Below are 20,921 nucleotides of genomic sequence, written 5' to 3' on the forward strand. Positions count from 1 at the left end.
CCTCAGGGGTCAGGGGTGACAGTCGCGGGTGAGCTCGGCTCCGGAATCTGAATGGGCGCTGTCGGTTTTCGGGCTGCCCACAGGCGATCACGAACCACCATCGGTAGCCGGTGGAGCTTGTCGATACCGAATTCCTGGCGGAACTCCGCCCAGGCCCAACACATCCCGAACACCAGAACCACGACGCACAGCGAGGTGGCGGTGTTCCACGGCCGGTGGGCTATGTGGATGGGCAGAACCACCAGCGCGAGCGCCTGCAGGACATAGGAATCCAGACTGCGCGTGCCGGTCATCACCAGCGGGCGTACCCAGTCCCGGTGCCAGTGGCGCAGCAGCAGGCGGAAGATGCCGTAGACCGCCGGTACCGCCAGCCATGCGCCGACGGCGCGGGCAGGGCGGAAGTCGAGTTTGTCTGCGAGCGTGGGTTCGAACCTGATCCACGGTCCGGCATCTACGCCGAGATGGAGAACGAGGGCGAACCCCACGGCCACCACGATGATCGGTGCCAGATGGCGGTCGACGAAACCGGCAACATCCCACTCGCGCCACTTCCAGCCGACGACGACCGCCGGGACGAACATGATCTGCCAGGCCGCCCAGTTCTGGATCCGGTGTCCGGCCGTGAACGAGGTGACGTAGAACCAGTCCGGTGACCACACCAGCGAGATGGCGTATGCGAGCACCGAACCCGCGAGGATGAGTTGCCACCGGTTGCGCATCAGCAGTGGGAACAGCAGATAGGCCGATGCCATCAGCAGCATGTACAGCAGCAGGATGTTGCCGCCGCTGGGCAGGTACCGCATGGTGATCGCGAGCTCCAGCCCGTGCCACCAATCATCGACCGGCAACAGCAGGGTGAGCCATCGATGACCCGCCATCCCCGCAGCGACCGCAGTGAGCGCGATCGTCAGCTGACACAGATAGAGCACCACGATCCGACGCGCGAGTCGTCGGTAGGCGAAACCCAACGAGTGCCGCTCGATCCACCGCCGATAGACCACGCCCAGAACGAGGCCGGACAACAGGACGAACGCCGACATCCCGTCGACGTACGGGTAGATGTGGGTGGGCGCGGCGATACGCGTGCCGGCGGCGAAATGCAGCGAGATCATGCTCCAGATCGCGAGCCCCCGCGTCGCGTCGATGGCGAGATCTCGATTCATCGCGAGTGAGAATACCGCCGCCCACGTCGGACCTCGTCATCGCGCGACAGTGATGTCGGCGACGACAACGCCCGGCTCCCGCCTTGTGTCAGTGGCGGGAAGCCGGGCGTCGCGTCGGCTATCGGATCAGGTGTACAGGTCGGCGATGGCCGCCTTGTGCGCGTCGTGGATCACGTTGCGCTTGAGCTTCATCGTGGGCGTCAGTTCACCGGACTCGATCGTGAAGTCACCCTCCAGAATGGCGAACTTCTTGATTGCCTCGGCGTTGGACACCGTGGTGTTGGCACTCGTCACGGCTTCGTCGATTTCGGCCCGCAGCGTCTCGTTGGTCGCGAGATCCGACATCGAGGTGTCCGCAGGCAGGTCGTGGCGCTCCAGCCACCCCGGTGCCGCCTCCGGGTCGATGGTGATCAGCGCCGCGATGAACGGCTTGTTGTCACCCACGACGAGGCACTGACTGACCATGGGATGGGCGCGGATGGTGTCCTCCAGTTGTGCCGGCGAGACGTTCTTGCCGCCGGCGGTGACGATCAGTTCCTTCTTGCGGCCGGTGATGAAGAGATAGCCGTCATCGAGTTTGCCGATGTCGCCGGTGTGGAACCAGCCGTCGACGATCGCCTCGGTGCTGGCCTTCTCGTTCTTCCAGTAGCCGCCGAACACGACCGGGCCCTTCAGCAGCACCTCGCCATCGTCGGCGATGGCCACCGAGACGCCCGGGATCGGTCGACCGACCGAGCCGACGCGCTGATGTTCCTCATTGTTCGCGGTGACGGCCGCAGTTGTCTCCGACAATCCGTAGCCCTCGTATACGGGGATTCCGACACCGCGGAAGAAGTGTCCGAGGCGGGCCCCGAGCGGCGCACCACCGGAGATGGCGCCCTCGCAGTTGCCGCCGAGCGCGGCGCGCAACTTTCCGTACACGAGTCGATCGAACAGTGCGTGCTTGAGTTTCAGGCCCAGACCGGGCCCGCCGTTCTCCAGGGCCTTGCTGTACTCGATGGCGGTGTCGGCGGCGCGATCGAAGATCGCGCCCTTTCCGCCGTCGTAGGCCTTCTGTTTGGCGGAGTTGTAGACCTTCTCGAAGACTCGGGGCACCGACAACACGTAATTCGGTTGGAACTTGCCCAGATCCTCGATGAGGTTCGGGATGTCGTTGGTGTGTCCGAGGATCACCCCGTTCTCGATGCACCCGACGGCGACGACGCGTGCGAATACGTGCGCCAGGGGCAGGAACAGGAGCGTGGACTTGCCCTCGACCATGCCGGCGCCGACGGCATCGCGGGTGGCTGCGCATTCGGCGAGGAAATTGGCGTGGGTCAGGACCACACCCTTCGGCTTACCCGTGGTGCCCGACGTGTAGATAAGGGTGGCCGCATCGGTTGCCAGTGCGTCGGCGTGGCGGGTGTCGAGTTCGCTGGTGTCGACCTTGGCCCCGCGCTTTGTGACGGTCGCCAACGCATGATCGTCGATGATGAGCGTCTCGCGCAGCTCCGGCGCTTCCTCGATGACCCGGATGTGGCGGGTGTAATGGGAGTGCGCCTCGACGAACAGCAGTGAGGTACCGGAATCCTCGAGAATCCACTTCACCTGGTCGGGTGCCGAGGTCTCGTAGATAGCCACCGTCGTGGCACCGGCCCGCCAGATGGCGTAGTCGAGAACCGTCCACTCGAACCGTGTCGAGGAGAGGATCGCCACGCGGTCACCGGACTTGACGCCCGAGGCGATGAGCCCCTTGGCCACGGCGTCGACCTCGTCGGCGAATTGCTTCGCCGTGACGTTGATCCATTGGTTTCCCGACCGTCTCTTCAGCAGCGGCATCGTCGGCCGCTCCGCCCGATAGCGGAGAATGCTGTCGATCGTGGTCGCCTTGTCCTCGATGGTGAGGTCGGTCGGAGTGGTGTACTGCTGCATGGCGGCTCCCCTACGCGTACATAACCGGTCATAACGGACATCCGTGAGTTCCGCGACGACACGTCAACTTCTGTTGAGTGGGACTGACGGTACCAGTATCCGTGGCGACCATCACAGAACGGTGACCGTAGGGCGTATCGCCGATCACAGGCTTGGCGGCCGCGTTGCCGAGGATTCCTCCCGTGGGGCCTCGGACCACTAGAGTTGTCAGCGTGAACAGGACTGGATGCGCATGAGTGGCAACGAGGACGCGGCGAGCGGCGACGCACCGGGCGGCGACGTCTCATTCGACGACCTCGACATCGCGCCGAAGGTCCGGCAGGCGATCGTCGACGTCGGCTACGAAACTCCCTCGCCGATCCAGGCGGCCACGATCCCGCCGCTGATGAGCGGTCGCGACGTGGTGGGCCTGGCGCAGACGGGCACCGGCAAGACCGCGGCCTTCGCCATCCCGACCCTGTCGCGGCTCGATACATCCGCGCGCCGGCCGCAGGCCTTGGTCCTCGCGCCAACGCGTGAGCTCGCGTTGCAGGTTGCGGAGGCCTTCGGTCGCTATTCCGCGCATCTCCCCGAGGTGCGGGTACTGCCGATCTACGGGGGGCAGAGCTACGGCGTCCAGCTGGCCGGGTTGCGGCGGGGGGCACAGGTCATCGTGGGCACACCCGGTCGTGTGATCGATCACCTCGACAAGGGCACCCTCGACATCTCCGAGCTCGACTTCTTGGTTCTCGACGAGGCCGATGAGATGCTGACCATGGGTTTCGCCGAGGACGTGGAGCGCATCCTGGCCGAGACGCCCGACGACAAGCAGGTGGCGCTGTTCTCGGCCACCATGCCCAGCGCCATCCGTCGGCTGGCGCAGCGCTACCTGAACGACCCGCAGGAAATCACCGTCAAGGCGCGGACTGCGACGGCCCAGAACATCACCCAGCGATATCTGCAGGTCTCTCACCAGCGCAAACTGGACGCGTTGACGCGATTCCTCGAGGTCGAGACGTTCGACGCGATGATCGTGTTCGTCCGCACGAAGTCGGCCACCGAAGAGCTTGCGGAAAAGCTGCGTGCGCGCGGATTCTCGGCGGTCGCCATCAACGGTGACATGGTGCAGGCACAACGCGAGCGCACCATCAATCAGCTCAAGGGCGGCACGATCGACATCCTGGTGGCCACCGATGTGGCCGCGCGTGGACTCGACGTCGACCGGATCTCGCATGTGGTGAACTACGACATCCCCCACGACACCGAGTCCTACGTGCATCGGATCGGCCGTACCGGTCGAGCCGGCCGCTCCGGCAACGCCCTGCTGTTCGTCTCGCCGCGCGAAAGGCACCTGTTGCGTGCCATCGAGCGGGCCACGCGTTCCACGCTCACCGAGATCGGGTTGCCGAGTGTGGAGGACGTCAATGCGCAGCGGGTGGCGAAGTTTGCCGACTCGATCACCGAGAACCTCTCTTCAGATCATCTGGACCTGTTCCGCAAGTTGGTGGAGGACTACGCCGGCGAACACGACGTCGCGATGGCCGATGTGGCAGCCGCATTGGCACTGGAGACGCGTGACGGCGGGTTCCTGATGGCCCCGGATCCTCCCGAGGGTCAGCGGCCGGAGCGCCGGGAGCGTGCACCGCGTGGTTCCGGTGGTCAGTTCGCGACCTATCGCATCGCCGTGGGCCGCAGGCACAAGGTCTCGCCTGGGTCGATTGTCGGCGCCATCGCCAACGAAGGTGGTCTGACCCGCGGCGACTTCGGCAACATCAGCATCCGCGACGACTTCTCGTTGGTGGAGCTGCCGGAGAATCTCGACAACGAGACGTTGGCGTCGCTGCGGCACACCAAGATCGGCAAGAATCCCATCGACATCCGTCGTGACTACGGGCCACCTCGCACGCGGGGCGGTGCCAAACGTGCGCAGGGAGGCCAGCGCGGCGGCCAGGGGCGTGACGGCCACCCCAAGCGCAACGAGAGCTGGGGCAAACGCGGAACCCGCCACATCGCAGGTCGCGGACGTAACTGAGGGAATGCCTTGGAGTCACTGAGAATTTGGTGACGCGTGGTATCAAACTTGCCGGATCGAGATAAATCCGTAACCTTTTGGGAGGGGTTCGTTCATTCCTGAACGGTCCCGCTATTCGACAACGCGATACACATAGGAACGGTGAGTCACCAGTGTCAGTGGTGAATTCGATTACAGCAGCCGACGCGCGCGAACACTGCGAGCACGAGCACGCGGTGCTCGTGGATGCCCGACCGCAGATCATGCGCCACCAGGGCAGCCTTCCCGGGGCGGTGGTGGTGGATCCGGCCGACGTCCGCGAGCGGTTCACGCCCACGCCCTCCGGCACGTTCCCCGTGGTACGCAATCCCGACACAGAGATCGCCGTGGTCTCGGTCAGCTCGCAGGCACCGGTGATCGCCGAAGAGATCGCCGGCCTCGGCTACACCAATGTCCGCTACGTCGATGGCGGTTTCCGCGCTCTGCGGTCCGAACTGCCGACATAGCCGACATCCCTCTCCACGGGCCTGACTTGGTAGCGTTCTGCAGGTATCCACGCCCGTGAATCCAGCCGACGACGCCGGACCCGGCGCACCGAGGAGGGATCGAGCAACCATGGCGGACGAGGGGACCGACACGCAGGAGGCGAATCGGACCGATCAGGTCCGGCGGCTTCTCGGCTACCTGCGCGAACTCGTCCGGGCCCGATTCGAGGCCGTCACCGATGTCGATGACCATCCGGATGTGTTGTGGGTCGGAAAATCCACGCCGGTGGCGGTGCGCGCGGGTGCCGTGTCCGGTCAGACGGTCTGCGAGATCGCGCCGGACAATCCTGCCCACGCCGATATCGAGCGCATCCTCGCCACACTTCGCGACAACCCGGAGAACCTGGAGCTGGTGCTGGCCAACGTGCTGGTGTCGGTATCCGACGTCGACGATCGGCACGAGTCCGACGGCCCGACCGAGGTCGGTGCTCGGCGACTGCGTGAACATCTCCTCACCCAGCAGGTCGTCGCCGAACGCGACGCCGCCACCGGTGTTGTGCGGGTCGCACTCGGCACCGGGTCGGCGCCCGTCGTCCACGACGCCGCACTGCTGGCGACCGTCGAGGGTATCGACCTGTCCGGTGCGCTGAAGGCGCGTGCCAAGCTGACCGAACTTCCCAGCCCGGTCGGTGCGCGGGTCGGTGATGCCGTTGACACCTGGACACACCAGATCGCGGTCGACGGCGACACGCTCACCCTGAGTACCGACCTGCGTCCGGCGTTGGTGCTGCGCAACCGCGGTGTCGCTGCCGTGCTCGACTTCTATGACGCCATCCTCGACGAACTGCGCAACTCCCCGGACGAGCTGCCGGTGGGATTGGCCCAACTCGTCGCGCCCATCGAGGCGCCCGAACGGGTCGCCGCGCTTGACGCCACCGGCGCGCTGTCGCCCGAGGACCTGGTTCGTGATGCCCTGTATCCGCTGCCCGCCAACGTCGAGCAACGCGACGTGCTGGCCCAGCTCGGACTCGACAGTGGAGTGGTGGTGGAGGGGCCGCCCGGCACCGGCAAGACGCACACCATCGCCAATCTGACGGCGGCATTGCTCGCCAAGGGCCAGCGTGTGCTCGTGACCAGCGAAAAGGCGCACGCGCTGCATGTGCTGCGCGCCATGCTGCCGGCCGAATTACGGGATCTCACCGTGTCGATCGCCGACGTCGGCGCCGACGATTTCGAGGCCACCTCGTCCAGCGTCGAGTCGATCGCCGACCGCAAATCACGACACCAGCCCCGGGTGGTCGCGGCGGAGATCACCGATCAGCTGGGCAAGCGAGATCAAGCGGTCCGCCGTCGTGAGCGCGTGCTCCGCGAGCTCTGGGTCGCTCGGGAATCCGAGACCGAGGTGCATGAATGGGTTGCCGGCGATTATCGGGGCACCCCCGCCGAAGTGGTGCGACAGTGCATGTCGGATGCGTCGCGCTACGACTGGTTGCCGGGGCCGGTCGAGGGCGCGACACCACCGCTGGATGCCGGAGAGTTCGAGGCACTTCGCGAGTTGCTCGTCGACCCCGCGGTGGGCGCTGTGTCGCGTCTGGGGCAGCGACTCCCGGATCTGTCCGACCATCTGCCCGAGCCGTCGGTGCTCGACGACATCTGTGCGCGGATAGCGCAACGCCCGAGTGAACCGATGGTCGGCAGCGGCTCGTTGCTGTCGATCCTGGCCGATGTCGACAGTGCTCGGCTGGTGCGGATCAAGGAGGTGTGCGAGCGACTCGCCGTCGCCGCGGGCGAGGTCGCCGCCTTCCCGCCGACGATGGTCGACATGGCCGACCGCCTGCTGGCCGGACACGCGGCTCATCTCTGGTCGCGGGTCATCGGACTGTCGCCGGTCATCGGGGAGGCCGCCGAACGCGACCGGGCGATCGGCGGCCACGTCATCGTCGTCGACGGGGCGCATCCCGGCGACGATGCGGTGTTCGCCGAGGCCGCCGAACATCTCGCGAACGGAGGACGTTGGCGCGGCCGGCTGCTGCGGTCGCCTCAGCAGCGTGCGGTCGAGGACTCGGGTGTGCGGGCTACCGTCGACGGTCGTGAACCGTCCGATGCGCGGGCGATGCAGTTGGTGGCCGATCATCTCGCGGTGCTCGACGCCGTCGGAAAGGTGCAGCGGGTCCTCGCAGATTTGCATGTGCCGGTCGACAATTCGGGATCTCGGTCGGCGCAGCTCAATACTCTGGTGCGACTCGACAGTCAGTTGGCGTCGATCTCGGAACTGATGGCCGGACGTGACCAGCTCATCCGCGAGCTCGAGGCGATCAGTCCCGGTGGGCCGCGGCCACGCAGCGTCGCCGACGTCACCGAGGTCGCGCTGCAGGCCGGGGCGATCGCCGCGACGAACGATGCGGTGCTCGCCGAACACGAACTCGCCGACTGTGCCTATCGTCTGTCCGCCGAGGTCGAACAGGGACCATCGCCCGAAGGCGATGCATTGCTGTCGGCATTGGCCACTGCCGATGCCGACAAGGTCCGGGCCGCCCGGCGCGCATGGAATATCGCCCGTGACGAACTCGACGCACAGACCACCCTCGACCTGCTGACGCTCCGCCTGCGCAGCAAAGCGCCGGAGTTCTTCGCCACCTTCGCCGAGACCGCTGCGGATCCGGTGTGGCACACACGGCTACGCGAGATCGGCGGCGCCTGGTCGTGGCGGCGGGCGCAGAGTTGGGTGCAGGAACGAAGCGACCCCACGCTCGAGACCCGGCTGCAGGCAGAACTCGATGAGATCGAGGCGGACATCGCCGCGCTGACCGTGCGGGTCACCGCGGCCCGGGCTTGGCAGGCGTGTCTGGAACGGATGACGGTGGCCGAGGTCCAGGCGTTGCAGTCCTACCGCGATCACATGATCAACCTGGGCAAGGGATCGGGTAAGCACGCCAACAGGTTTCGCGCTGCCGCCCGGGCCGCGATGGAGCAGGCGCAGGGCGCGGTGCCGGCGTGGATCATGTCCATCTCGCAAGTCGCGGAGACGGTGGAGCCGCGGCGCGACGCATTCGACGTGGTGATCGTCGACGAGGCCAGCCAGGCAGACATCACCAGCTCGTTCCTGCTCTGGTTGGCGCCGCGGGTGATCGTGGTCGGCGACGACCGGCAATGCGCGCCGACCGGCCTGACCGGAACGACACTCGACGACGCATTTGCCAAGCTCGACGCCCAGCTGCCCGACCTCCCGCACTATCTGCGCGACGGTTTGACACCTCGGTCCAGTCTGTTCGCGTTGCTGCGCAGTCGGTTCGGACACCTGATCCGGCTGCGGGAACACTTCCGGTCGATGCCCGAGATCATCGAGTTCTCCTCGCGTCAGTTCTACGCTGGGGCGCCGCTGATACCGGTCCGCCAGTTCGGTGCCGACCGGTTGCCGCCATTGCGGTCGGTCCATGTCGACGACGGGGTGGCGACCGGACAGGGCGCAGCGCTGGTGAATGAGCGTGAAGCGGAGGCGATCGCCGAGACTCTCGCGCGATGTCTGGGCGATCCCGCCTACGACACAGCCGATTTCGGTGTCATTGTGCTTCAGGGCAGCAAACAGGTCGACGAGATCACCCGACGTCTGCGCGCGGTGGTGACCGACGAGCAATGGAACTCCCGCCGGATCCGGGTGGGAACCCCACCGGACTTCCAGGGCGACGAACGACGCGTGATCCTCTTGTCGATGGTGGTATCGGATGCGGCGGCGATCGCGCCGCTGACCCGGGCCGAGTCGCAGCGGCGGATCAATGTGGCGGCTTCGCGGGCGATGGACCAGATGTGGTTGTTCCGGTCCATCGGTGTCGATGAACTCAAAGCCAACGACCTGCGCCGCTCGCTGGCCGGATACGTGGAGTCGACGCAGGGGCCGGCGCTGTTGCCGATGCCGGTCGATGTGTCCGATACCGAACGCAGACAACCGTTCTCGAGTCTGTTCGAACAACGGGTGTTCAATCGGCTTGCCGAGCGCGGCTATCACGTGATGCCCGGGGTGACCGTCAACAACCGGCTCATCGACCTGGTCGTCACCGGGGCCGATGCGCGGATGGCCGTGGAATGCGACGGGGATTCGTTCCGGACCACCGGAGAGCAGGCCCGTTCGGATATGGAGCGCGAACGCGAACTGCGCCGTTGCGGCTGGGAGTTCTGGCGGGTCCGGGAGTCGGAGTTCGAACTCGACCCGGACGTTGCGCTCGCCGGACTGTGGCATGCTCTCGACCGTCGCGGCGTCAAGCCGGGATCGGTGGCTGCACGTGATGACGGCGCGCCCACGCCGACGTCGGCGTGGTCTCCGATCGACCTCAGCGCCGGCGACTGAGGTGGTGCGCTACGCCGTCCGATATCGCACGGCTCAGGCCGCGGAGTCGAGGGCATCCACCAACGCCGGTAAGCTGATACCGGCCGGCGTACGGATGCTGTGGCTGGCCATGGCGCTCAATGCCGAGGGCTCCGGATTGAACTCGATCACCGGGATGCCGCGTGCGGCCGCCCGTTCGGGCAACGCGGCTGCAGGGTAGACCCCTCCGCTGGTGCCCACGACGAGAACGACGTCGGCGAAGGTGAAGGCGCTTTCTGCCGAGCGCCAGGCGTCGTCGGGCAGTCCCTCGCCGAACCACACGACACCGGGCCGGATAGGGGACAGGCACGTCGGACAGGCCGGCGGCTCGACCCGGAGTTCGTGCACGGCGTGCTCGGGTTGCGCGTCGACCCCGTGATACGGGCGGCCGCAGTTGCTGCAACGCGGGGCGAACAGACTGCCGTGAAGGTGGCTGACGGTGCTGCTGCCGGCTCGTTCGTGCAGGTCATCCACGTTCTGTGTCGCGATGAGGACGGAGTGGGTGCGCTCGAGGTGAGCCAGTGCGTTGTGCCCGGGGTTGGGGGCCGCCGCATGGACGACCCGCGCGCGCCATTGATACCAGGCCCACACCAGCCCGGGGTCGGAAGCCCACGCCTGCGGTGTGGCGATCTGCGTCGGGTCGAACCGTTCCCAGAGCCCGGTCTCGACGTCTCGAAAGGTGGCGACTCCGCTCTCGGCAGACATTCCGGCACCGGTGAACACGGTGATAACCTCGGCGCGCCGCACCACGTCGATCACCTCCGCGGGCAGTACGGTGCGCGGCGCAGATGCCCCGTGGTCGTCGGTCACCGTGGATCACCCTCGAGTGCCGACCGCAGGATCTCCGCAGTGGTATCGGGATCGTTATCGCGACGCACCACGAGACCCTTGGCGAAGCTGAGCTTGTCGCCGTCGTGGCGTGGCACGACGTGTAGATGGGTGTGGAAGACCGTCTGAAAGGCGGCGCGGCCGTCGTTGACCACCAGATTCACGCCGTCGGCCGACAGCGCGCAGGACTTCATCGCCGCAGCCAGCCGCTGCCCCGCGGCGAACAGGCGGGCGCCGACGTCGGGTTCGAGATCGGCCAGGCCGGACGAGTGCTCCCGGGGCACGATCAGGGTGTGGCCGCGGGTCACCGGACGGATGTCGAGGAAGCCGATGACGGCATCGTCACGATAGACGATGCGCGACGGGGCGGTGCCCTCGACGATGGCGCAGAACACGCAAGTCGACATGACTGTCCAGCGTACTTTCCGCATGTTCGGTGGCGTCGCAACCAGCCTCGAGACGAGCCGCCACCAGGAGTGGAACACATCACATAACGATTTCATAACGGGTCGCGAGCGTGCCCCGGGAAGCCGATCGAGCGCTCGGCCGCCGGTCCCTATCTGCACCGATGCGGTACGGCCCGGAACGTCGCTCAGTGAACACTTGTCCTACCGGCGGGGTTACCCACGGGTATACCGACGGGTCACAACGGAACATGAGGAAAGCCTCATTTTTGTGTGTCATCATTGGGTCACGTTCACGTCGGCGAAGGCTCATGGGTGAGCCTCGCGGCCGCCAAACCCGTTGCGCGGCAGGCGTGTACACCAGTGTGTCAGAGACCGCTGCACTGGACGTGACCAGGCCATCCGACGACCCCCGCGCGAGCTTCTGGTGAGTCTCCGCGACCCCCGCCGCCGACAACCGCCCCAAACCCGTGACCCGACACCTCCGTGACGTGTCGAGACAAGAGGAGTGCCCGTGACCGTCGACCATTACCGCTCCGGAGCGCAGGGTGCCGCGCACTCGAATCGCCCCGCTGCGACGCTGATCGATCGTCTCGCCGACGGCGAGCCGTATGCCATCAGCTTCGGCGGGCAGGGCTCGCCGTGGCTGCCCACCCTGGCCGAGCTCGTCGTCGATGCCGATCTGGAACACCGCATCGCCAAGATCGTGGCTGCCGCCGAGCGCATCATCGATCCGGTGGCCGATCAGGTCACCATCGCGCTGGCCGACGGTTTCCACCCGCTGACCTGGGTCCGCGCACTCGACGCCGAAGAGCCGGTCCCGAGCGATACCGAGCTGGCCGATTTCACCCTGTCCGGCCCCGGTGTGTTGCTCACCCAACTCGCTGCCATCGAAGCGCTCAAGAAGCAGGGCCTCGACACCGCGGCCATCGCGCCGCGCGCCGTCATCGGTCACTCCCAGGGCGCGATCGCGACCGACGCGATCGGTGCCGACGGTCATGTCGCCGAGACCGGGCAGGGGCTGCTACTGGCGATTGCTCAGCTGATCGGTGCCGCCGGCACCTTGATCGCTCGTCGCCGCGGGCTGGCGACCTCCACCGACGGCAGTCCGATGCTGGCGGTCAGCGGAGTCGCCCCGGAACGTGTCTCGGAGATCCTCGTCGAGTACCGCGCCGCGCTGAGCGAGGCCGAACGGGCCGCCGCGCCGGTTCTGGCGATCAACAACGGGCGCCGGTCGGTCGCCCTGTCGGGCGCCCCGCGTCATCTCGCCGCGTTTGCCGCGTTCTGTGAGCGCATCGCCGAGGCCGAAGCCGACGAGCGCAAGCGCAAGGTCACCGGCGGCGCGCCGTTCGCGCCGAAGTTCGATCACCTGGGCGTTAGCGTCGCGTTCCACCATCCGACGATGCAGCCCGCGGTCGATTTGGTCGCACAGTGGGCCGAGGCGTGCGGAATCGACGTCGACACCGCAGTGCGGCATGCGCGTGCCGTGCTGGTGGACCCGGTGGACTGGGTTGCCACCGTCGACGGCGTCGTGTCGGAGGGGGCCAAGTGGGTCCTGGACTTCGGTCCCGGTGATCTGGCCACCCGGCTGACGTCGACTCTGGTACGCGGACAGGGCGTGGGCTTGGTACCCGCGGCGCTGCGTCAGGGTCAACGCAACCTCTTCAGCCCCGGCGGCATCCCCGAGGTCGCCCGCCCGTGGCAGCAGTTCGCCCCGCAACTGATCACGCTGCCGAACGGTCGCACCGCGGTCGACACCGCGTTCACGCGGCTCACCGGACGTTCGCCGATGCTGCTGGCCGGCATGACCCCGACCACCGTCGACCCGGCGATCGTCGCCGCGGCCGCCAACGCCGGCCACTGGGCCGAACTCGCCGGTGGCGGTCAGGTCACCGAGCAGATCTTCGCCGACAACGTGGCACGTCTCACCGATCTGCTCGACGAAGGTCGGCAGGCGCAGTTCAACGCCTTGTTCCTCGACCCCTACCTGTGGAAGCTGCAGCTGGGCGGCAAGCGCCTGGTGCAGAAGGCCCGCGCGCAGGGCGCCCCGATCGACGGTGTCGTGGTCTCGGCCGGCATCCCCGAACTCGAGGACGCGGTCGCCCTCGTCGACGAGTTCGTCGAGGCCGGCCTGCACTACGTGGCGTTCAAGCCGGGCACCGTCGAGCAGATCCGGGCCGTCGTGCGGATCGCCGCCGAGGTGCCCCATCACCCGGTGATCGTGCAGATCGAGGGGGGCCGCGCAGGTGGCCACCACTCGTGGGAGGACCTCGACGACCTGCTCCTGGCCACCTACGGTGAGCTGCGCGCGCGCGACAACGTCATCATCTGCGTCGGCGGAGGCATCGGCACGCCCGAGCGCGCCAGCGAATACCTGACCGGCGCTTGGTCGTCGGCCTACGGATATCCGGCGATGCCGCTCGACGGCATCCTGGTCGGCACCGCGGCGATGGCCGCCAAAGAGGCCACCACCGCCCCCGAGGTCAAACAGCTGCTGGTGGACACTGTCGGCTGCGAAGAATGGATCGGTGCCGGACACGCCACCGCCGGAATGGCATCGGGGCGCAGCCAACTCGGTGCCGACATCCACGAGATCGACAACACGGCCTCCCAGTGCGGCCGACTGCTCGACGAGGTCGCCGGTGACGCCGAGGCCGTCGCCGAACGCCGCGACGAGATCATCGCTGCGATGGCCGGTACCGCCAAGCCCTACTTCGGCGACATCGCCGAGATGACCTACCGCGAGTGGCTGGACCGCTACGCAACCCTCGCGGTCGGCGACGGTCGTGCCGACCAATACCCGTGGGCCGACATCACCTGGCAGCAGCGGTTTGTCGACATGCTGCAGCGCACCGAGGCGCGGATGAACACGGCCGACTCGGGCGACATCCCGACGATGTTCGGCGCGCTGGGCTCCACCGACGACCCGCACGCCGCCATCGACGCGATCGGCAGCGTGTACCCGCAGATTGAGCGTGACGTGCTGCATCCGGCTGATGTGGCCTTCTTCCTGGAGCTCTGCCGCACCCCGGGCAAGCCGGTGAACTTCGTGCCCGTCATCGACAAGGACGTGCGCCGCTGGTGGCGTAGCGACTCCCTGTGGCAGGCTCACGATGCCCGCTACCCGGCCGACGCGGTCTGCGTGATCCCGGGTCCGGTTGCGGTGTCCGGTATCACCCGCGTCGATGAGCCCGTGGGTGATCTGCTCGACCGCTTCGAGGCACAGGTGGTAACCGACCTGCAGGGGACCGGTGTCGAGGCGCTCGCCACCGACACCCGCAAGGACGCCGGGATGGTCCGCGGCGACGGCGCGATCGTCGCGGTGCTCGAGGCCGACGACGTCGACTGGGTCGGTCGGATGGTTCCCAACCCCATCGCGCTTCTCGGTGACGTGGATCGCTGGCAGCTGGTCGATCCCGACCGCGCAGAACACGAGCCGACCGGATCGGTCCTCGAGCGGGTTGCCGGCGACGCCGAGCGACTCGACGGGACGCGATTCGATCTGATCACCCCCATTTCCGGTGCGTCGGTGCGTATTCCGTTGCACGTCGACGAGACGATCCGCGACGGTGGAAACCCACGCGTCGGCGTCGACGAGGCCGCCACCGCGATGTCGGAGATCCTCACCGTCGCCGCCGGCGGTTCGCTGGCCGAGGTGTCCGACGGCGTGTCGGTGACCACGGTCGGCTGGAATCCAGATGACGTCGCCGATCACGCCGCCGTCACCGGCTACACGATGCCCGCGCATCTGCGTCCGACGACGCCGACCGAACCCTTCGGCTTCGCCGTCCCGGACACGCTGGTCGGTTCCTCGTGGCCCAGTGTCTTCAGTGTCATCGGCGCGGCACGCACCGCGTCGGGTGCGCCGGTGGTGGAAGGACTGCTCGATCTGGTCCATCTCGACCACGCCGTCACGCTGGTCGGTGATATCCCCACCACTGCGACAGAACTTACCGTGACCGCACGTGCCGGCGCGGTACACGACACCGAGGTGGGCCGGGTCGTCGAGGTGAGCGTCGACATCGCCGGGCCGTCCGGTGAGATCGCGCACCTGCATGAGCGCTTCGCCATTCGCGGGCGACTCGGAGCCGAGCAGCTCAGCGACCCCGCCCGGGCCGGTGGCGCCGCCGGCGCCGAACAGTCGGCCACCCGCAAACTCGTGCGGCAGGCGACCATCACGGCCCCGAGCAGGATGACCGGTTTCGCCGCGGTCTCCGGTGACCGCAACCCGATCCACACCGATGCCAACGCGGCCCGACTGGCCGGGCTCGGTGACCCGATCGTGCACGGCATGTGGCTGTCGGCCGCAGCCCAGCAGGTCGTCACCGCCACCGACGGCAAGAACCCGATCCCGTCGCCGCGTCCGTTGATCGGATGGACCGCGCGTTATCTGGGCATGGTGCGCACCGGCGACTCGATCACGGTCCGGGTCGACCGGGTCGGACTCGATGCCGGACGAGAGGTCGTGGAGGTGTCCGCCAAGGTCGGCGACGACCTGGTGATGAGCGCGACCGGCCTGCTCGCCGCGCCGCGCACCGTATACGCATTCCCCGGCCAGGGCATCCAGAGCAAGGGGATGGGTCTCGATGCGCGATCGCGCTCGAAGGCCGCCCGCGAGATCTGGGACCGTGCCGACAAGCACACCCGCGCCGCGCTCGGTTTCTCCATCCTCGCGGTGGTGCGCGACAACCCGACCACGTTGGTGGCCAACGGGACCACCTACAACCACCCCGACGGTGTGCTGTACCTGACGCAGTTCACCCAGGTCGCGATGGCGACCCTGGGCGTCGCGCAGATCGCCGAGCTCAAGGAGTCGGGTGGCTTCGTCGAGGGTGCCATCACCTGCGGCCACTCCGTGGGCGAGTACAATGCGCTGGCAGCGTGCGCGGGCGTCCTTCCGCTGGAGGCCGTCCTGGAGGTCGTGTTCCAGCGTGGCGAGGCCATGCACCATCTCGTGCCGCGAGACGAACTGGGCCGCAGCGATTATCGGATGGCCGCCATCCGCCCGAGCCAGTTCGGCCTGGCCGACTCCGAGGTGACCGCATTCGTCGCCGAGGTCGGCGACTCGGTCGGTGAGTTCCTGGAGGTCGTGAACCTCAACCTGCTCGGCTCGCAGTACGCGATCGCCGGCACGGTCCGCGGGCTCGAGCACCTGGAGAACGAGATCGAGCGTCGCCGACTGGAATTCGGTGGCAAGAAGTCGTTCATTCTGGTGCCCGGCATCGACGTGCCGTTCCACTCTAGTGTGCTTCGCGCCGGTGTGCCGGAGTTCCGGTCCAAGCTCGAGGATCTGCTGCCCGAGCACTTCGACCCCGCGATCCTCGTCGGCCACTACATCCCGAACCTCGTGCCGCGGCTGTTCAACCTCGAGCGTCCGTTCGTCGAGGAGATCGCGGCACTGGTGCCCTCGGACCCGTTGAATGCGGTTCTCGCCGATTGGGATTCGTGGGCGGAGAGGCCGAGCGATCTGGCTCGCGTCATCCTCATCGAACTCCTTGCCTGGCAGTTCGCCAGCCCGGTGCGCTGGATCGAAACCCAGGAGCTGCTCTTCGCCGGCACCGAACGTGACGGTCTGGGTATCCAGCGGTTCGTCGAGATCGGCCTGAAGGGAGCGCCGACACTGGCGGGTCTCGCCGGCAACACCCTCAAACTCGACGACTACGCATCGGCGACCACCGAGGTCGTCAACGTCGAGCGCGACTCGGACGTCATCCTGGCCAAGGACTCCGGTCCTGAGCCCGAGGTCGAGGTCGAGGAGTCGGCCGCCCCGGCAACGGAGGCCACTGAGGCGGCTGCGGCGGCCCCGGCACCCGCGCCCGCAGCGGCTCCGGCTCCGGCGGCCGCCGCCGGACCGCGGCCCGACGACATCGCCTTCGGCCCGGCCGACGCGGTCCGCTCGGTGATCGCGCTGTGGACCAAGATGCGCACCGATCAGATCGGTTCGGCCGACACCATCGAGGCACTGTGCGATGGCGTCTCGTCACGTCGTAACCAGCTGCTGCTCGACATCGGCGGCGAACTCGGCCTCGGTGCCATCGACGGTGCCGCCGAAGCGGACATGAACGCACTCTCCTCGACGGTCAACACCCTGGCCCGCGGCTACCGCCCGCTGGGGCCGGTGCTCACCGATGCCGTCGGTGACCAAATCCGCAAGGTCCTCGGACCGGTCGGAAAGCGCCAGTCATACATCACCGATCGCGTGACCAACGTGTGGCAGCTCGGCGAGGGTTGGGGTCTGCACACCGCTGTGGCCGTGGCGCTCGGTACCCGCGAGGGCGCCAGCGTGCGTGGCGAAGATCTGGGCAACCTGCTCGACGGGCCGCTGGCCAACGCCGATGCGCTCGACGCCCTGATCGACCGCGCCGTCACTTCGGTCGGTGCGCAGCGGGGCATCTCGGTGGCCAAGCCCGCCGCCGAGGGCGGTGGCGGCGCCACCGTGGACGCCGCGGCTCTCGGCGAGTTCACCGAGCAGATCACCGGACGTTCGGGAGCGTTGGCGTCGGCCGCGTACACCGTCCTGGCCAAGCTCGGGTTGGCCGACGATGCCTCGACCGCCGAGATCGTCGATGACCCGAACGCCGCTGTGGCCGAACGCGTCAGCGCCGAACTCGGTTCCGACTGGGCGCGCACCGTCGCGCCGGCCTTCGACACCGCCAAGGTCGTCCTCGTCGACGACCGGTGGGCGACCAGCCGTGAGGACCTGGTTCGTATCTGGCTGACCGCCGAGAGTGAACTCGACACCGATCACGACTCGGTTGTCGCGCGCTTCACCGGGGCTGGTGACACCGTCGCGCAGCATGCCACCTGGTGGCAGGGCAAGGCGTTGTCGGGTGGAAATGCCGTGCACGCACGGATTTTCGCCGACATCGCGAATGCTGCGGAGGCTCCGGGTGCCGGGCAGTACGCCGGCGAGATCGCTGTGGTCACCGGTGCGGGTAAGGGTTCGATCGCCTCCGGCGTGATCGGTGGACTGTTGGCCGGCGGTGCGACCGTGGTCGCGACCACCTCGCGCCTCGACTCGGCGAAGCTCGCGTTCTACAAGAAGCTCTACCGGGAGAACGCACGTTACGACGCCGCCCTATGGGTGGCGCCGGCGAACATGGCCTCCTACACCGACGTCGACGACCTCGTCGAGTGGATCGATGCGGAGCAGACCGAGAACCTCGGTGGCACCACATCGGTCATCAAGCCGGCGATGAAGCCCACCCTGCTGTTCCCGTTCGCCGCGCCGCGGGTCGCCGGTGACCTCACCGACGCGGGCGCTCGGGCCGAGCTGGAGATGAAGGTGCTGCTGTGGTCGGTGGAACGGCTCATCGCCGGTCTGGCCGATATCCACGCCGACCACGACATCGCTGCCCGCATGCACGTGGTGCTGCCCGGTTCGCCCAACCGCGGCATGTTCGGCGGCGACGGCGCCTACGGCGAGAGCAAGGCCGCACTGGATGCCCTGGTCACCCGATGGGGCGCCGAGGATTCCTGGAACCAGAAGACGACCCTCGCGCATGCGCTGATCGGTTGGGTCCGCGGAACCGGACTCATGGGTCACAACGACGGCATGGTCGATGCGGTGGAGGCTGCCGGTGTCCGCACCTGGAGCACCGACGAGATGGCCGCCAACCTGCTCGGCTTGTGCACGCCGGAGCAGCGGGAGAGCGCGCGTAGCGCAGCCATCGTCGCCGACTTCACCGGTGGACTCGACCCGTCTATCGACCTCAAGGCCCTCGCATCGGCAGCCGCTGAGACGGCAGCCGAAGAGGAGCCGGCCGACGAGCGCGAGGTGGCGACGGTCGCGGCGTTGCCCGCACCGGCCCGTGCACCGAAGTCGATGACCCCGCAGTGGCCGTCGATCGACGCCCGACCCGAAGACCTCGTGGTCATCGTCGGCGCCGGCGAGCTGGGCCCGTACGGTTCGGCACGCACCCGGTTCGAGATGGAGGTCGACGAGAAGCTGTCGGCCGCGGGTGTTGTGGAGCTGGCGTGGAACACCGGCCTGATCCACTGGGACACCGCGCCCAAGCCGGGCTGGTACGACACCGAGTCCGGTGACCCGGTGCCGGAGAGCGAGATCTTCGAGCGCTACCACGACGAGGTCGTCTCACGCTGCGGCATCCGCCGCTACGCCGACGAGGGTGCGATGGTGGACAACACCTCGCCGCTGCTCACCTCGGTGTTCCTCGACGAGGACCTCACCTTCACGGTGAGCTCGGAGGCCGAGGCCCGGGCATTCGCCGCGGCGAACCCGGAGAAGACCCGGGTCGCCGAGAACGCCGAGACCGGTGACTGGCAGGTGACCCGTCTGGCCGGCACCGAGATCCGGGTACCGCGACAGTTCTCACTGTCGCGTACCGTCGGCGGTCAGATTCCGACCGGTTTCGACCCGACCCGGTGGGGTGTCACCCCGGACATGGCCGAGTCGATCGACCGGGTGGCGCTGTGGAACCTGGTCGCGACCGTGGACGCGTTCCTCTCATCGGGATTCACCCCGTCCGAGCTGATGCGGTGGGTCCACCCGGGTCTGGTGGCCAATACCCAGGGCACCGGCATGGGCGGCATGACCTCGATGCGCGAGCTCTACATCAATACGCTGCTCGGCGAGTCGAAGGCCAATGACATCCTGCAGGAGGCGTTGCCGAACATCGTTGCCGCACATGTGGTCCAGTCCTATGTGGGCAGCTACGGCGCGATGATCCATCCGGTCGCCGCCTGCGCGACGGCCGCGGTGTCGGTCGAGGAGGGCGTGGACAAGATCCGCGTCGGCAAGGCGCTGTTCGCGGTGGCCGGTGGTTTCGACGACCTCGGCATCGAGGGCATCGTCGGATTCGGTGACATGTCGGCGACAGCCGAGTCGGCCAAGATGTCGGCGCGCGGGATCGATGAGCGTCGGTTCTCCCGGGCCAACGATCGTCGTCGTGGCGGGTTCGTCGAATCCGCCGGTGGCGGAACGATCCTGCTCGCCCGTGGCGACGTCGCCGCGCAGATGGGTCTGCCGGTCCTCGGCGTCGTCGGGTGGGCACAGAGCTTCGGCGACGGTGTGCACACGTCGATCCCGGCACCCGGCTTGGGTGCGCTCGGTGCCGCCCGCGGGAACCAGTCCTCGCCGCTGGCCAACGCACTCAACGCGCTCGGTGTCAGCCCCGACGACATCGCGGTCATCTCCAAGCACGACACGTCGACGCGGGCCAACGACCCCAACGAGTCCGAACTGCACGAGCGCATCGCGTCGGCCATCGGTCGAGGCGACGGCGCACCGCTGTTCGTGGTCTCGCAGAAGTCGTTGACCGGTCACGCCAAGGGTGGTGCCGCCGCCTTCCAGCTGATCGGTCTGTGCCAGCTGCTGCGTGACGGCGTCATACCACCCAACCGCAGCCTCGATTGTGTCGACGAGCAGATGCGCGAATACCCGCATCTGGTCTGGGCGCGTGAGACCCTGCACCTGGGGGAGCGGTTCCCGTTGAAGGCGGGTCTGCTCACCAGCCTCGGCTTCGGTCATGTGTCGGGCCTGATCGCGGTGGTCCACCCGGAGGCGTTCATCGCGACGCTCGACGCAGAGCAGGCCGCTCAGTACCGACAGGTGTCCGCCGAGCGGGCGCGCAAGGGCAATCACCGTCTACTCGAAGCAATGTGCGGTGTCGAGCCGGCCTACAAGCGGCCGCCGAACCGCCGCTTCGACGAGGCTCTCGACGAGCACGACGCCGAAGCCGGCCTGCTCCTGAACCCGTCGGTCCGCCTGGGCGCCGACGGCAGCTACGCCGGCGAGGCGGTGTGACCGCGGGCGCGGAT

The 20,921-nt window shown here is 67.6% G+C and carries 8 protein-coding genes; 4 read left to right on the forward strand and 4 right to left on the reverse strand.

Annotation, left to right across the window (positions count from 1 at the left end; genetic code table 11):
• Window positions 1-2 precede the first annotated feature (2 nt).
• Together opgC and OSB52_RS08275 are read right to left on the reverse strand one after the other, a co-directional pair.
• Complete coding sequence (gene opgC, locus OSB52_RS08270; RefSeq protein WP_266061226.1) at window positions 3-1,163, reverse strand: OpgC domain-containing protein; 1,161 nt, start codon at window positions 1,161-1,163, stop codon at window positions 3-5.
• A gap of 126 nt (window positions 1,164-1,289) precedes the next feature.
• A complete protein-coding gene (locus OSB52_RS08275; RefSeq protein ID WP_235725150.1) occupies window positions 1,290-3,074 on the reverse strand; it encodes an AMP-dependent synthetase/ligase in 1,785 nt (594 codons plus the stop codon).
• Window positions 3,075-3,306: 232 nt separating this feature from the next.
• Between OSB52_RS08275 and OSB52_RS08280 the strand changes: the two genes are divergently transcribed.
• The 3 genes from OSB52_RS08280 (at window position 3,307) to OSB52_RS08290 (ending at window position 9,891) form a co-directional block, all read left to right on the forward strand.
• Window positions 3,307-5,085, forward strand: coding sequence for a DEAD/DEAH box helicase (locus tag OSB52_RS08280; protein WP_266061228.1), 1,779 nt, complete (start codon window positions 3,307-3,309; stop codon window positions 5,083-5,085).
• Between the two features lie 152 nt (window positions 5,086-5,237).
• Window positions 5,238-5,570, forward strand: coding sequence for a rhodanese-like domain-containing protein (locus OSB52_RS08285; protein ID WP_266061230.1), 333 nt, complete (start codon window positions 5,238-5,240; stop codon window positions 5,568-5,570).
• 109 nt (window positions 5,571-5,679) lie between these two features.
• On the forward strand, window positions 5,680-9,891 hold the full coding sequence (locus tag OSB52_RS08290; RefSeq protein WP_266061232.1) for a PDDEXK-like endonuclease domain-containing protein: 4,212 nt from the start codon (window positions 5,680-5,682) through the stop codon (window positions 9,889-9,891).
• A 33-nt stretch (window positions 9,892-9,924) separates the two neighbouring features.
• On the opposite strand, the gene OSB52_RS08295 is transcribed toward OSB52_RS08290, so the two are convergent.
• Both OSB52_RS08295 and OSB52_RS08300 read right to left on the reverse strand, forming a co-directional pair.
• Entirely contained in the window at window positions 9,925-10,719 is a 795-nt protein-coding gene (locus OSB52_RS08295; protein WP_308203660.1) for an SIR2 family NAD-dependent protein deacylase, read from the reverse strand.
• Entirely contained in the window at window positions 10,716-11,144 is a 429-nt protein-coding gene (locus tag OSB52_RS08300; RefSeq protein WP_266061234.1) for an HIT family protein, read from the reverse strand. Before OSB52_RS08300 ends, OSB52_RS08295 begins: the two co-directional genes overlap by 4 nt.
• A 511-nt stretch (window positions 11,145-11,655) precedes the next feature.
• Here OSB52_RS08300 and OSB52_RS08305 point away from each other — a divergent pair.
• A complete protein-coding gene (locus tag OSB52_RS08305) occupies window positions 11,656-20,907 on the forward strand; it encodes a type I polyketide synthase (RefSeq protein ID WP_266061236.1) in 9,252 nt (3,083 codons plus the stop codon).
• Window positions 20,908-20,921 lie beyond the last annotated feature (14 nt).

The sequence above is a fragment of the Gordonia aquimaris genome (genome assembly GCF_026262595.1).
Classification (GTDB): domain Bacteria; phylum Actinomycetota; class Actinomycetes; order Mycobacteriales; family Mycobacteriaceae; genus Gordonia; species Gordonia tangerina.

What these genes read in the sequence shown, in the direction of transcription:
- opgC (WP_266061226.1), bottom strand. Translation starts at nt 1,163, where the DNA reads ATGAATCGAGATCTCGCCATCGACGCGACGCGGGGGCTCGCGATCTGG.
- OSB52_RS08275 (WP_235725150.1), bottom strand. Translation starts at nt 3,074, where the DNA reads ATGCAGCAGTACACCACTCCGACCGACCTCACCATCGAGGACAAGGCG.
- OSB52_RS08280 (WP_266061228.1), top strand. Translation starts at nt 3,307, where the DNA reads ATGAGTGGCAACGAGGACGCGGCGAGCGGCGACGCACCGGGCGGCGAC.
- OSB52_RS08290 (WP_266061232.1), top strand. Translation starts at nt 5,680, where the DNA reads ATGGCGGACGAGGGGACCGACACGCAGGAGGCGAATCGGACCGATCAG.
- OSB52_RS08300 (WP_266061234.1), bottom strand. Translation starts at nt 11,144, where the DNA reads ATGTCGACTTGCGTGTTCTGCGCCATCGTCGAGGGCACCGCCCCGTCG.